Origin of the sequence: uncultured Paenibacillus sp., from assembly GCF_963515335.1 — a bacterium.
GTDB lineage: Bacteria > Bacillota > Bacilli > Paenibacillales > Paenibacillaceae > Paenibacillus_I.
Window position 1 is genome coordinate 1 of record NZ_CAUPYC010000015.1, and the last position, 14,614, is coordinate 14,614.

The 14,614-nt window shown below is 59.6% G+C and carries 13 protein-coding genes; all 13 read right to left on the reverse strand.

The window, feature by feature from the left end:
- Positions 1 to 724: translation initiation factor IF-2 N-terminal domain-containing protein (locus tag RWM61_RS07405; protein ID WP_313999061.1), on the reverse strand; the 724-nt coding region annotated here is incomplete at its 3' end.
- Positions 721 to 1,050: a ribosomal L7Ae/L30e/S12e/Gadd45 family protein gene (locus RWM61_RS07410; RefSeq protein ID WP_313999063.1), complete on the reverse strand. Its 330-nt coding sequence runs from the start codon at positions 1,048 to 1,050 to the stop codon at positions 721 to 723. The genes RWM61_RS07410 and RWM61_RS07405, both read right to left, overlap by 4 nt.
- Positions 1,034 to 1,351, reverse strand: coding sequence for an RNase P modulator RnpM (gene rnpM / locus RWM61_RS07415; RefSeq protein WP_313999065.1), 318 nt, complete (start codon positions 1,349 to 1,351; stop codon positions 1,034 to 1,036). Before rnpM ends, RWM61_RS07410 begins: the two co-directional genes overlap by 17 nt.
- Before the next feature lie 44 nt (positions 1,352 to 1,395).
- Positions 1,396 to 2,496 (reverse strand): transcription termination factor NusA, encoded by a 1,101-nt coding sequence (gene nusA / locus RWM61_RS07420; protein ID WP_313999067.1) that lies wholly within the window; start codon positions 2,494 to 2,496, stop codon positions 1,396 to 1,398.
- Between the two features lie 27 nt (positions 2,497 to 2,523).
- Entirely contained in the window at positions 2,524 to 2,985 is a 462-nt protein-coding gene (rimP, locus tag RWM61_RS07425) for a ribosome maturation factor RimP (protein ID WP_313999069.1), read from the reverse strand.
- Positions 2,986 to 3,170: 185 nt separating this feature from the next.
- On the reverse strand, positions 3,171 to 7,490 hold the full coding sequence (locus tag RWM61_RS07430; RefSeq protein WP_313999071.1) for a PolC-type DNA polymerase III: 4,320 nt from the start codon (positions 7,488 to 7,490) through the stop codon (positions 3,171 to 3,173).
- A gap of 101 nt (positions 7,491 to 7,591) precedes the next feature.
- Complete coding sequence (gene proS / locus RWM61_RS07435) at positions 7,592 to 9,040, reverse strand: proline--tRNA ligase (protein WP_313999073.1); 1,449 nt, start codon at positions 9,038 to 9,040, stop codon at positions 7,592 to 7,594.
- Positions 9,041 to 9,073: 33 nt separating this feature from the next.
- Positions 9,074 to 10,351 carry an RIP metalloprotease RseP gene (gene rseP / locus RWM61_RS07440; RefSeq protein ID WP_313999076.1) on the reverse strand — a complete coding sequence of 426 codons (1,278 nt, stop codon included), beginning with the start codon at positions 10,349 to 10,351 and terminating at the stop codon, positions 9,074 to 9,076.
- Positions 10,352 to 10,452: 101 nt separating this feature from the next.
- Positions 10,453 to 11,592 carry a 1-deoxy-D-xylulose-5-phosphate reductoisomerase gene (locus RWM61_RS07445; RefSeq protein WP_313999078.1) on the reverse strand — a complete coding sequence of 380 codons (1,140 nt, stop codon included), beginning with the start codon at positions 11,590 to 11,592 and terminating at the stop codon, positions 10,453 to 10,455.
- A gap of 29 nt (positions 11,593 to 11,621) precedes the next feature.
- Positions 11,622 to 12,413, reverse strand: a complete 792-nt coding sequence (locus tag RWM61_RS07450; RefSeq protein ID WP_313999080.1) for a phosphatidate cytidylyltransferase — start codon at positions 12,411 to 12,413, stop codon at positions 11,622 to 11,624.
- A 23-nt stretch (positions 12,414 to 12,436) separates the two neighbouring features.
- Positions 12,437 to 13,201 (reverse strand): isoprenyl transferase, encoded by a 765-nt coding sequence (locus tag RWM61_RS07455; RefSeq protein ID WP_313999082.1) that lies wholly within the window; start codon positions 13,199 to 13,201, stop codon positions 12,437 to 12,439.
- An 81-nt stretch (positions 13,202 to 13,282) separates the two neighbouring features.
- Positions 13,283 to 13,837, reverse strand: a complete 555-nt coding sequence (gene frr / locus RWM61_RS07460; RefSeq protein WP_313999083.1) for a ribosome recycling factor — start codon at positions 13,835 to 13,837, stop codon at positions 13,283 to 13,285.
- Entirely contained in the window at positions 13,837 to 14,565 is a 729-nt protein-coding gene (gene pyrH / locus RWM61_RS07465; protein WP_313999085.1) for a UMP kinase, read from the reverse strand. The genes frr and pyrH overlap by 1 nt, the downstream gene beginning before the upstream one ends.
- Positions 14,566 to 14,614 lie beyond the last annotated feature (49 nt).

Genomic DNA, 14,614 nt, shown 5'->3' on the forward strand with positions numbered 1-14,614 from the left:
GGCCTGCGCCTTGCGGCCCGCGGTTCTGCCCGCCCTGGCCTGCGCCTTGCGGCCCGCGGTTCTGCCCGCCCTGGCCTGCGCCTTGCGGTCCGCGGTTCTGTCCGCCTTGGCCTTGCGGCCGGTTATACCCGCCGCCTTGCTGTCCCTGGCCGCCTTGCTGGCGGTTTCCGCCTTGGCCTTGCGGACGGCTATACCCGCCGCCTTGCTGTCCTTGGCCGGCCTGCCCTTGCGGACGGCCGTTTCCGCCGCCTTGCCGGCCATTCGGGTTGCTCTGAACTTGCGTTGTCGTCGTAGTTGAATTCATAGTCTCCTGCTTTTCTGTTTGATTTGGGTTGATCCGGTTTACCGTATCGCTCGGGCGCTGTCCGCCGGACTGCCCTTGCGCCGGCCGCTGTCCGGATTGAAGCGTGTTCGAGCGGAGCGAGTCCTGCCGGTCGTTCGTCCGCGCGCCCTGTGCCGCCTGCGGCCGGTCGCCGGACGGCTTGACAGCTTGCTGGCGGCCTGCGCCCGAGCTTTCCTGCGCCCGCTTGGCCGCGGCGTTCTCCTTGATATTGCGGAAGAAGCCTTCAACCTTGGACACCATTTCATTCTCCATCACGCTCATATGATTGTTGACGGGCAAATCGAGCCGCTTCAGAATCGTAATGATTTCCTTGCTGCTCATATTGAGCGATTTGGCGTATTCATAGACGCGCAGTTTATCCTTGTTGTCCTGTTTAGTCAATATTCCTCCACCTCCGAATGTGTACCGAGATGACTGCGTATCATGCCGGCGAAGCCGCTGTCCGCCACTCCGACGATCACACGCTCCTCCTTGCCGATCGCGGCGCCGAGCGTGAACCGGTCGAACACTTCCAGCAACGGCACGCCATAGGTCGCGCACTTGTCACGGTATTTCTTCTTCGTATTGTCGGAAGCGTCGCCGGCCACGAGCACGAGCGCCGCTTTTCCCTGTTTGACCGCCTTGAGCACCGTTTCATCGCCGGTCGCCAGCTTGCCGGCCCTCATCGCCATGCCTAGCGCCGACAACGCCTTATGCTTCGCCGTCATCGTCTTCCCGCTCCTTGGCGGCGTTGAAATCGTCCTCCACCGCGACGAAATCCCGCTCCAGCTGCTCGTAGATCGCCGGGTCGACGGCCAGCTTGAACGCCCGGTCGAAGGACTTGCTTTTCTTGGCCAGCTTGAAGCAGGCGACCTTGCCGCACAGATAGGCGCCCCGGCCGGCTTTTTTGCCCGTCAGGTCGATCAGCACGCCGCCGTCCGGCGTCCGTACAACGCGAATAAGCGATTTCTTGGGCATCATTTCCTGGCAGGCCACGCATTTGCGCAAAGGCGCTTTCCTGGGCTTCATCGTCATCCCCCCGTCCTTCTATAAGCCCTCCGGCAGCCGGCCGGCTACCCGTCGTAGGAAACGGAGTCCTGGTGCATCGCCCCGCCTTGCGTTCTCGGCCGGTCGAATTCCTGCTCGGCTTGCGTCTCGCTCTTGATGTCGATTTTCCAGCCGGTCAGCTTCGCCGCCAAACGGGCGTTCTGCCCTTTGATGCCGATCGCAAGCGAGAGCTGATAATCCGGCACGATGACGCGCGCCATTTTCTCCTGCTCGTACACGATGACCTCCAGCACCTTGGACGGGCTGAGCGCGTTGGCCACATACTCCTCGACGCTGTCCGACCAGCGGACGATATCGATTTTCTCGCCCTTCAGCTCGGTGACGACCGTCTGCACGCGCAATCCCTTCGGACCGACGCATGACCCTACCGGATCGACCTCCGGATTGCGGGAATGAACGGCGATTTTGGAGCGGAAGCCCGCCTCGCGCGCCACCGAGCGAATCTCGACGACGCCGTCGTAGATTTCCGGCACTTCGAGCTCGAACAGCCGCTTGAGCAGGCCCGGATGGGTGCGGGACAAAATGATCTGCGGCCCTTTCGTCGTGTTCTCGACTTTGGTGATATATGATTTCACGCGGTCGCCGTGCTTGAACTTGTCGTTCGGCATCAGCTCGGCAAGCGGCAAGGCGGCCTCCACCTTGCCGAGGTCGATGTACAGGTTGCGCGTGTCCTGGCGCTGCACGATGCCGTTCACGATATCTTCTTCCTTGTCTACGAACGCATTGTAGATCAGCCCGCGCTCCGCTTCGCGAATGCGCTGCGTCACGACCTGCTTGGCGGTTTGCGCCGCGATGCGGCCGAAGTCGCGCGGCGTTACCTCGATCTCGGCGATATCGTCAAGCTGGTAATGCGGATTGATTTCGCGCGCCGCCTCGACCGATATTTCCAGACGCGGGTCAAGCACCTCCTCGACGACCGTCTTCCGCGCATACACCTTGATGACGCCCGTATGCCGGTTGATGTCGACGCGCACATTCTGAGCCGTGTTGAAATTGCGTTTGTAGCTCGAAATCAACGCCGCCTCGATCGCTTCGAGCAGCACGTCCTTGCCGATACCCTTATCCCTCTCGATTTCCGCAAGCGCCTCGATAAAATCCATGCTCATTGGAAAACAGTTCCCCCTCTCAACTGGTTAAAATACGACGGCCAGACGCGCGCCCGCAATCTTGGCGTACGGAATCGCCTGCCGTTGCTTCCCGACCTCCACGACGGCCTCTTCGCCGTCAAAGGAAACGAGCCTGCCTTCGAATTCCTTGGCGCCGCCGACCGGCTCGTAAGTCGTCAGAAACACAGGCTTGCCGACCGCCTTCGCCATATCCTCGGGCTTCTTGAGCGGGCGTTCCGCGCCGGGCGACGATACCTCGAGAAAATAAGCGTCCGGAATCGGATCGTTCTCGTCGAGCCGTTCGCTGACGTATTCGCTGATCCGGCCGCATTCATCGATATCGATGCCGCCTTCCTTGTCGACGAAAATGCGAAGAAACCAGTTGCCGCCTTCTTTGACGTATTCGATGTCCACCAGTTCAAATCCGTGCTCCGTCAAAAAAGGCTGCACCATTTCTTCAACTGCGGCTTTTATTTTGGATGTGCTCACGGCACCTGACCCCCCGAACCAATGATGTTTTGTCCGCAGACAAAACGTAAAGAGTGGGTTTCCCCACTCTTCTTCTGCAGACACCATATCAACAGCATTACCAGAAAAATTATAGCATAATCGGGGAGAAGTGACAACAGCAAATGAAAACCACGCCTTCGGTTTCATTCCGTCATCCATTCGATTTAAAACAGCGACAGCTGGTTCGATTCCGGCAGCCCCCGAAAGCACCCCATCGCGCCGAGCAGCTCGACGATCGTCTTCGACGCCCGTGACTTCTGCTGGAAGTCCTCGACCGACAGGAAATCCCCCTGCTCCCTGGCCGCCGCGATGTTGCGGGCCGCGTTGTCGCCGATGCCGCCGATCGCCGCGAACGGCGGAATGAGCGAATCGCCGTCGATCCGGAACCTCGTGGCGTCCGAGCGGTACAGATCGATCGGCTTGAACGAAAAGCCGCGCGCCGTCATTTCCAGCGCCATCTCGAGAATGGAGATCATGCCCTTCTCCTTCGTCGTGGCGTTGAAGCCCTTCTCCTCGATCTCGATCAGCTTCTTCATGATCGCGTCATAGCCTTGGCACAGCAGCTCCAGATCGAAGTCCTCCGCCCGCACCGTGAAGTAAGTGGCATAATAGGCGATCGGATAATAGAGCTTAAAGTAGGCGGTGCGAACGGCCGAGATGACGTAAGCGGCGGCGTGCGCCTTCGGGAACATGTACTCGATGCGCAGGCAGGAATCGATATACCATTGCGGCACCTTGCACCGCTTCATCTCCTCGATCCACTCCGGCGTCAGGCCTTTGCCTTTGCGGACGCTCTCCGTAATCTTGAACGCGAGGCCCGCATCCATTCCCGCTTTATAAATAAGGAACAGCATGATGTCGTCGCGGCAGCCGATAACGGTCTTGATGTTGCAGGTGCCTTTCTTGATCAGCTCCTGCGCGTTGCCGAGCCAGACGCCCGTGCCGTGCGACAGGCCCGAAATCTGCAGCAGGTCGGCGAAGCTTGACGGCTGCGTTTCCTCGAGCATCTGGCGGACGAACTTCGTTCCCATCTCCGGCACGCCGTAGGTGGCGACCGGCGTCCGGATCTGCTGGGCCGTCACGCCGAGCGCCTGCGTCGAGTTGAACAGGCTCATGACCTTGGGATCGTTCATCGGGATCGTCGTCGGATCGACGCCCGTCAAATCCTGCAGCATGCGCATCATCGTCGGATCGTCGTGTCCCAGAATATCGAGCTTCAGCAGGTTCGCGTCGAATGCGTGGTAGTCGAAATGCGTCGTCTTCCATTCCGCGCTCGTATCGTCGGCCGGATATTGAACCGGCGTAATGTCCTCAACCTCAATATAATCCGGCACGACCACAATCCCGCCCGGATGCTGGCCGGTGCTCCGCTTGACGCCGGTACAGCCGGCGGCCAGCCGGTTCAGCTCGGCGCCGCGCCATTTTTTGCCCTGGTCTTCCTCGTACTTCTTCGCGAAGCCGTACGCCGTCTTCTCCGCGACCGTGCCGATCGTGCCGGCCCGGAACACGCTTTTCTCCCCGAACAGCACCTTCGTGTAGTTATGCGCATGGGGCTGATATTCGCCCGAGAAGTTCAAGTCGATATCGGGAACCTTGTCGCCCTTGAAGCCGAGGAACGTTTCGAACGGAATATCCTGGCCTTCGCCCTTCAGCGGCCGCCCGCAGTCCGGGCATGATTTATCCGGAAGGTCGAAGCCGCTCGGCACGCTGCCGTCGAGAAACCATTCGCTGTGCTTGCAATCCGGATTCAAGCATATGTAATGCGCCGGCAGCGGATTGACCTCGGATATGCCGAGGAACGTCGCGACGACGGACGAGCCGACCGAGCCCCGCGAGCCGACGAGATAGCCGTCCGCGTTGGACTTCTTGACGAGCCGCTCGGAAATCAGATAGTTCGCCGAGAAGCCGTACTTGATAATCGGCACGAGCTCCTTCTCCAGCCGGTCGACGACGACCTGCGGCAGCGGCTCCCCGTACATCCGCTTGGCGAAGTCGTAGCAGGTGTTCCGGATTTCTTCGTCCGCCCCTTCGATGATCGGGGTGAACAGCTTGTCCGGAAACATCTCGAAATCCTCGAACCGTCCGGCCAGCTCCACCGTATTCCGGATTACGACCTCGCGCGCCTTCTCCTCGCCGAGAAAGGCGAACGCCTCCAGCATTTCCGCGGTCGTGCGGAAATGGGCGTCGGGCTTCTTGATATCCTTCAACGGGCTGAAGCCGGTGATGCCGTGAATCGTAATGTCGCGGAAAATTTTGTCGCGCGGGTTCAAATAATGGACGTTGCCCGTCGCGATGACCGGCTTGCCAAGCTTGTCGCCGATCCGGCATACGCGCCGCAGCGCCTGCTCGAGCTCCGCCCGGCTGCCGACCAGGCCTTTCTCGACCAGATGCATATAGAAGTCGACCGGCTGGATTTCCAGCACGTCGTAGAAGCCTGCGACATCCTCGGCCTCCTCCTCCGTTTTGTTCAGCACCGTCTCGAAAAACTCGCCCTTCTCGCAGCCGGAGATGACGAGCAGCCCCTCGCGCAGCTCCACCAGCTTCGATTTTGGCATGCAGGCGACCCGCTTGAAATATTCGGTGTGCGACATCGAGATAAGCTTGAACAGGTTTTTTTTGCCGGTCGCGTTGAGGGCGTAGATATTGCAGTGAAAAGGACGCGAATTGGAAAAATCCAGTCCCACGTAATCGTTCAGCTGATGCAGCCCCGTTATGCTGCGCGACGCAGCGTCGGTGATCAGGCCGAAAAGCACGCCGCCGAGCGCCACGGAGTCGTCGATCGCGCGGTGATGGTTCTCCAGGCTGATCTTGTACTTGTCGGCCAGCGTATTCAGCCGGTGGTTTTTGAGCGACGGGTGGATGAAGCGCGCGAGCTCCAGCGTATCGAGCACCGGGTTCGCCACCTCGGGCAAGCCGATCGCCTTGCAGTTCGCCTGAATAAAGCCGATATCGAACCGGGCATTGTGCGCCACCAGCACGGCGTCGCCGATGAATTCGATAAACTCGCGCAGCTTCGGCTCAAGCTCCGGCGCATCCTTCACCATATCGTCCGTAATATTGGTCAGCTGCTGAATATGGTATGGAATTTTCTCGTGCGGGTTGATGAACGTTTCGAACCGGTCGATTTCCTTGCCCTCGCGCATTCTGACGCCGGCGAGCTCAATGATCTTGCTGTTGATGATCGACAGGCCGGTCGTCTCAATGTCGAACACGACGTATTCGGCGGTCTGCAAATCCTCCACGCGCGCATTCAGCACCATCGGCACCGCGTCGTTGACGACATTGGCCTCGACGCCGAACAGCACCTTGATGCCGTTCTTTTTGGCCGCCTTGTACGCGTCCGGATAACACTGCACGTTGGCGTGGTCGGTAACGGCGATCGCCGGGTGTCCCCATTTGGCCGCCGTCTTGATATAAGTATCGACCGGGGTCACCGCGTCCATCGTGCTCATCGTCGTGTGCAAATGGAATTCCACGCGCTTCTCCTCCGCGTCGTCCTTCCGTTCGGGCGGGGCCTTTACCTCATGCAGATCGTTCGGCATCATGACAAGCTCGGGCTCCGTCATGAACCGATCGTACTCGACGCGCCCGCGGGCCCGGATCCATTTGCCGTTGGCGAGCAGACTGAGGACTTTCACATCCTCCTTCGTCTTGGCGAACATCTTCATCATGATCGAATCGGTAAAGTCCGTAACATTGAAGGTGAAAAGCGTGCTTCCGTTGCGAAGCTCCTTCTGCTCGAGGCCGAAAACGGCGCCCTGTACGGTCACCTTTTTCTCCTCTTCCGTCACCCGCATGATCGGCACCGGCTCCTCGCGGATGTCATAGCCGACGATCAGGCGCTCGTTCTCGGGCCCCCCGGCGGGCGGAGCTTCCGACACGACGCTGGCCATCATCGCCTGGACGACCTCCCGCTCCTCCTGCTCCCGCTTCTGGTTGAACGCTTCGTAGGCCTCCTGGCGCGATTCGCCGGCTTCGAGGGCCGTCAGCTTGATCTTGCACGTCCGTTTGAAATAACGCTCGAAGAACCGGACGGCCGCCTCGTCGATTTTTTTCTTGCGCGCCAGCTCCAGCCCCATATTGTCCAGCAAAGTCAACGTCAGCAGATCGGCCTCCGCCTGCAGCCGCGCCTTGCCGAGCCAGCCGTTGACCGACACCATCTCCTGCGTCGCCCAGTCGACGAAGTGCTCCCAATATGCGCTCGCCACCTCATGCGTGCGCACCTCGGGATCGTAGTCGAACACAAAGGCGATATCGGCGATGTGTCCCAGCTTCGACCTGACGCTTTCGCAGAACATCCGGTACACCTTGTAAGGAAGCAAGGACGTTTTGCGGATGCAAAACGTCCATTCCCGGTTCGCCGCGTTAACGGCCACATGGTCTATGTATCCGTCCGAGAAGTAGGTTAGTATCACATCGTCCGCCACGTTCGCCTGCTTCAGCAGCAGCTCGAACCGCCGGCGCTTGTCCCCTGTGCTGCTCATGCCTTTCCTCCCCATGCAACCCTTAAAGAAATACAAAAACAATTCCCCCAAAAGCGGCCTGCACTTTTGGGGGAGCCCCGCTGCATATTATTATTCTAGCATCAATAGGCTCTCGCGAAAACCACCGTGTGCGCCGCCTTCTCGCCGCATACGAGGCAGGACTCCCGATGCGCGGCCGGCTGGAACGGGATGTTGCGGCTGGTAGCCCCCGTCTCTTCCTTCACCTGACGCTCGCAAGCCTCGGAGCCGCACCAGCCGGCTTCGACGAACCCGCGCTTCTGCTCGAGGAACGCCTTCATCTCGTCGAGCGTCTCCAGCGCCTTAAAATTCTCTTCCTGGAACGACTTCGCCTTCTCGAACATATCGTTGTGGATTTCGTCCAGCATCCGCCGCACTTCCTCCGCCAGGTTGTCCTGGGGCACGACGCGCTTCTCGCCGGATATCCGGGATACGAGCACGACGACGCCGTTATCCATATCGCGCGGGCCGAGCTCCAGACGGAGCGGTACGCCGCGCATCTCATATTCGTTGAATTTCCAGCCGGGGCTCAGATCGGCGCGGTCGTCGACCCGCACGCGGATGCCGGCCGCCTTAAGGTCCTTGTACAGCTCGTCCACTCTGCCGACCACCTGCTCCCTCGTCTTCGGAGGGCCGATCGGGATCATGATGACCTGCGTCGGCGCGACCTTCGGCGGCAGCGCCAGCCCGCGGTCGTCCCCGTGCACCATAATGAGCGCGCCGATCAGCCGGGTGCTTACGCCCCACGAAGTCGTATGCGCATGCTGCAGATTGTTGCCGCGGTCCGAAAATCGGATATCGAACGCCACCGCAAAATTCGTCCCGAGGTAATGCGACGTGCCCGCCTGCACCGCGCGGCCGTCCTTCATCATCGCCTCGATCGAATACGTGTCGACCGCGCCCGCGAATTTCTCCGAAGGCGTCTTCTGGCCGACGATGACCGGTATGGCGAGGAAGTTCTCGACGAAGTCGCGGTAAATCTCCAGCATCCTCATCGTTTCCTCCCGCGCTTCCTCCTCATTCTCGTGCGCCGTGTGGCCTTCCTGCCATAGAAATTCGCTCGTCCGCAGGAACGGCAGCGTTCTTTTCTCCCACCGGACGACGTTCGCCCATTGGTTGATCAGCAGCGGCAGATCGCGGTAAGACTGAATCCATTTCGCGTACATGTGGCCGAACATCGTCTCGGACGTCGGGCGGATCGCCAAACGCTCCTCCAGCTTCTCGCCGGCCGCCTCGGTCACCCAAGGCAGCTCCGGATTGAAGCCTTCGACATGCTCCTTCTCCTTCTGGAAGAAGCTTTCCGGAATGAACAGCGGGAAATAGGCGTTGCGGTGGCCGGTTTCCTTGAAACGGCGGTCCAGCTCGCGCTGTATGTTTTCCCACAGCTCATAGCCTTCCGGACGGAACACGATGCAGCCTCTTACCGGCGAATAGTCCATCAGCTCCGCTTTCTTGATGACGTCGATATACCAACGCGAAAAATCTTCCCCCTGCGGCGTAATTTCCGTTACGAACCCCTTATCCTTCGACATACGCGCCTCCCAATCGGCAATACGGCCTTCGGCCTACCCCTGAATCAAATTCAAAATATCGTTGTACGTGACGGCAAGCATCAGCAGCATCAGCATTGCGAATCCGATGAAATGCACCATGCTTTCCCGGTTCGGATCGACCGGCCGTCCCCGCACCGCTTCCACGCCGAGGAAAATGAGCCGGCTTCCGTCCAGCGCAGGAATCGGCAGCAGGTTGAAAATACCGAGGTACAGGCTGAGAACCGCCGTCCACGACGTCAGCTGCTCGATGCCTTGAGCCGCGATCTGACTGGTCACCTGCGCCGTCTTCACCGGCCCGCCAAGGTCGTCGAGCTCGAATTGGCCCAGAATGAGCATTTTGAATCCTTCAAAAATGTTGATCGTCATGTTCTTCATCGCCTTCGCGCCGAACGCGAACGTCTCCGTGAAGGTGGCCGCACGGGACGGATAAGCCGGATAAATGCCGACTTTGCCGACGTTCTCCCCATCCGGAACCGGTGTGATCGAGATGTTGACGGGCTTGCCGTCCCGAATGACGGTCCATTCCATTTGCTTGCCGCCGGAGCTTCCGATCAGGGTCAGCATTTTATCCACGTCGACGCCGATGTTCTGTCCGTTGATCGTCCGGATTTCATCGCCGACTTTGAGTCCGGCTTTGGCGGCGGGCGATTCCTTGTCGTCGACGAACGAGCCGACCAGGATCCGGTCCGGATTTTCCATCGGCACGCCGGCCATCTGGATGTACACCATAAACAACGCGAACGCAAGGATGAAATTCATAAGCGGCCCGGCAAAAATTGCCAAGGCGCGCTGCCCGACCGTCTTGCTGCCGAATTGGCGGTCGATCGGCGCAATCTGCGTCTCGCGTCCGCGCGCGATCATAATCGCCGCCGGATGAACGTCATAGCGCTCCCGCTCCCCTTCGACGTGAAGCGCAAGCTTCAGGCTCCGCTCCAGGTCGACGGATTCCACCTCGCCCCGAATGACGTTGCTGCGTTCGTCCAGCCGATCGAGATAAAGCCGCGTCACCCGGTCATTCACCAGTCTGACCGCTATCGTCTGTCCCGGCTGAATTTCCACCGTTTCCGGGTCTTCACCGGCCATGCGCACGAAGCCTCCCGCCGGTATGAGCCGCAGCGTATAACGGGTTTCCCCCCGCTGCACCGAAAACAATTTCGGCCCGAAGCCGATGGCGAACTCGCGAACGAGAATGCCCGCGCGCTTCGCAAAATAAAAGTGACCCCATTCGTGAATGGATACGATCACGAAAAAAACGAGCACGGTCAAGAGCACAATCTCAACCATTTCCATGTCGTGCGCCCTCCTGTTCGTAACGGCCTGTACTTAGATTATCATTATTCTCCCGGCCGATACAAGAGAACCGAAGGCCGCCCCGCGCGGAACGTGTGCCGTCACACGGCGGACGCTTCCCGGCGCGCATGCGCGTCGACCTCGGCGATCGCCGCCAAATCCGGCAGCTCGCATACGGCATGCCTTTCCAATACCGTTTCAATCACCTTTTCAATATCCAGAAAACCGATCCCGCCCTTCAGAAAACGCGCCACGGCCACCTCGTTCGCGGCGTTATAGACGGCTGGCGCCGACTTCCCGGCGCGTCCGGCCTCGAACGCGAGCCTCAGGCACGGGTAACGGGCATAATCCATCTCCCGGAAATGCAGTTTGCCGAGCTTCGCCAGATCGAGCGGAGCGGTCGGCGTGGGACGGCGGTCCGGATAAGTCAGCGCATATTGAATCGGAATGCGCATGTCCGGCCAGCCGAGCTGGGCAATGACGCTGTGATCGACAAATTCGACATAGGAATGGATGACGCTCTCCGGATGCAGCAGCACGTCGATTCGATCGTAACCGGCGCCGAACAGCCAATGCGCTTCGATCACTTCGAGTCCTTTGTTGACCATCGTCGCCGAATCGACCGTAATTTTCGCGCCCATCGCCCAGTTCGGATGGTTCAACGCCTGCTCCACGGTGACGCCCTGCAGCTCATCGCGGGTTTTGTCGCGGAACGACCCGCCGGAAGCCGTCAGCGTAATTTTGCGCACCGCCCCCCGGCTCTCGCCGTTCAGGCATTGGAAGATCGCGGAATGCTCGCTGTCTACCGGCAGAATCGCGACTCCCTTCTCGGCGGCGCGGCGCATGACCAGATGCCCCGCTGCCACAAGCGTCTCCTTATTGGCCAGGCCGATCGACGCGCCGGCCTCGATAGCCGCCATCGTCGAACGAATCCCCTGGCTGCCGACAATCGCCGTCACCACATAGTCGGCGCCGGTGCCGGCGGCGATTTCATCGAGGCCTTCCGCGCCGTAAAGCACTTTCGTTCCGGGCGGGAGCGATGCCGCGGCCCGGTCGGCCGCCTCCTTCGTCGCCAAACACACTTTGGCCGGACGGAAAGCTTGGGCCTGCCTGACAAGCAGTTCCACATTCGTGCCTGCCGCCAGGCCGGTTACCCGGTATTGCTCCGGATCGCTCGCGATGACGTCCAGCGTCTGTGTGCCGATCGACCCGGTTGAGCCGAGGATGGATATGTTTTTCAAGCGAGCTCCCCCTATATCGTATCCGATAACTATCCCAGTACGCCGGTGAGCGTCAGCAGCGGGAACACGATCAGCCAGCTGTCGCAGCGGTCGAGCACGCCCCCGTGCCCCGGCAGCAGCTTTCCGGAATCCTTGACCCCGCGCAGCCGCTTATAGGCGGACTGAATAAGATCGCCGAGCTGCCCCGCCACCGAAGCGATGATGCCGATCGTCAAGGCTCTTCCCACCGAGATCCATTCCGGCGCGACAAGCGCGCTGATCAGGCAGACGATTAAGGAGAGCAGCACGCCGCCGAGCGCTCCCTCGATCGTTTTATTCGGGCTGATGGCCGGCCACAGCTTATGGCGGCCGACCGTTTTGCCGACAAAATAAGCGCCGGCGTCGGATGCCCATATGGCGCCGAAAGTAAGTGCGCTCAGAAAAAGTCCGCCCGGCTCGATGCCGCGCACCGCCATCATCGCCGAGAAGCCGAAGCCGACGTAGACGGCTCCCATCAGCATCAGCGCGGAGCCGTCAAGCGTGGCCCTGTTTTTGGTCAGCACAGTGACGGCGAGCAAAGCGAACATTAAACTCCAGACGATCGTCTCCGGCGGCACCCGGGGCAGGCCCATGTCCTGCAAGGGCGCCGCGATGGCGAGCATACCGATCAAACCGAGCAGCGCAAGCGGATCGCGAAGCGGATAGCCGTTCAGCCGGATATATTCATAAAAGCCGATAAGAGCCAATATAAGCAGCAATCCTTTATAATACCAGCCGCCCAATACGACCAGCATCGCAAACGCCAGCCCGGCCAGCACGCCCGTCACGATTCGCTGTTTCAACCTCCGCCTCACTCCTATGTACGTTAAAGTCCGCCGTACCGGCGCGCACGCCGTTGATATTCTCCGATCGCTTCGTGGAAATGGGCTTCGGTGAATTCCGGCCAATAAACATCCGTGAACCAAAGCTCGCTGTAGGCCAGCTGCCACATCATGAAGTTGCTGATCCTCAGCTCGCCGCTCGTCCGGATGAGCAAGTCCGGGTCGGGGATGCCGTCCGACAGCAAGCGGGCTTCGAATGCTTGCTCCGTGATGTCCTCGGGACGGATCAAACCGTCCCGCACATCCGCGCACAGCTTGCGTACCGCATCCGTCATCTCTTTGCGGCTGCCGTAATTAAGCGCAAAATTCAGCACCAATCCGGTATTCCCGGCCGTCCGACGGATCGCTTGCTCCACCGCCTCAAGCGTGTAATCCGGCAGTTCCTCCTTGTAGCCCATCATGCGCACCTGTACATTGTTCTCGATCAGCTCGTCAAGCTCGATCGCGAGAAACTCCTGGGGAAGCTTCATCAGAAACTCGACCTCGGCTTTCGGACGCTTCCAGTTTTCCGTAGAGAAAGCGTACAGGGTCAAATATTCGATGCCGAGCTCGTTCGCCGCCATCGTAATCCGCTTTACCGTTTTCATACCCGAATGATGGCCCGCGACGCGGGGAAGGCCGCGCGTTTTCGCCCAACGCCCGTTGCCGTCCATAATAATGGCTACATGCCGCGGAATATTGCCTTCCGCAACGCCTAAGCCGGTATGCTGCGGCACCCGGCCGAGCCGGGATCGAATCCGCTCGAACATTCGTTTCCCTCCCAAAGGGACAAAGGATAATAGAATAGAACAAACCCCACCTGTCCGGAGGGGCGGTTCAATCCTGCCGTTTTATACTTCCATAATTTCTTTCTCTTTGGCGGCCAATATTTTATCGACTTCCGCGATGAACCTGTCGGTCGCCTTCTGGATGTCTTCCTGATGCCGTCTGGATTCGTCCTCCGAAATGTCGGTTTTCTCCAGCTTCTTGATATCGTCGTTCGCGTCGCGGCGAATGTTGCGGATCGCCACCTTCGCTTCCTCGCCGAACCGTTTGGTCGCCTTGACCAGCTCGGCGCGGCGCTCTTCGGTCAGCGGCGGAATGCCGATCCGGATCTGGGTGCCGTCATTCGACGGCGTCAGTCCGAGATCCGATTTCTGAATCGCCTTCTCGATCGCGCCGAGCGACGTTTTATCCCACGGCTGGATGATCAGCGTACGCGTATCGGGCGTATTGATGTTCGCCAGCTGGTTGATCGGCGTCATCGCGCCGTAATATTCCACTTGAACGCGGTCCAGCAGGGCCGGAGCGGCTCGTCCCGCGCGGAGCGTCGACAAGTCGCGGCGCAGCGCGCCGAGCGCTTTGTCCATTCGCTCTTCCGCATTTTTCTTGATCGATTGTGGCATTAGCCCACACTCCCTTTCACGATGGTCCCGATTTTCTCGCCCATCACGACCCGCTTGATATTGCCGGCTTCGGTAATGGAGAAAACGATGAGCGGGATGTTGTTGTCCATACATAGGGAAGACGCCGTCGAATCCATGACGCCGAGATTTTTGTTGAGCACATCCATATAGGTGAGCTGCTCGAATTTCTCGGCCGTGGAATCCTTGAACGGATCGGCGGAGTATACGCCGTCCACTTTGTTTTTCGCCATTAAAATAACTTCCGCCTCGATTTCGGCTGCGCGCAGCGCCGCCGTCGTATCGGTGGAGAAAAACGGGTTGCCCGTCCCTGCCGCAAAAATGACGACACGTCCTTTCTCCAGATGCCGAATCGCGCGTCTGCGAATATACGGCTCCGCGATTTGCTGCATGGCGATCGACGTTTGCACGCGGGTCGGCACATCGATTTGCTCCAATGCGTCCTGCAGCGCGAGCGAATTCATAACGGTGGCCAGCATGCCCATGTAATCGGCGGTCGCGCGGTCGATGCCTTTGGCCGACCCGGCGATCCCCCGCCAAATGTTCCCTCCGCCGCACACAATCGCGACTTCCACACCCAACTCGACGACCGACTTCACCTGCTCTGCGATCGATGCGATCGTGCTTGCTTCGATGCCGTATCCGTTCTGTCCGGCGAGCGACTCGCCGCTTACCTTCAGAACGATGCGTTTATACACGGGACGTTCCAAACGATTACCTCCATCCGGCGCCTCGCATCCGAGGGCCCTCCTGATAAAA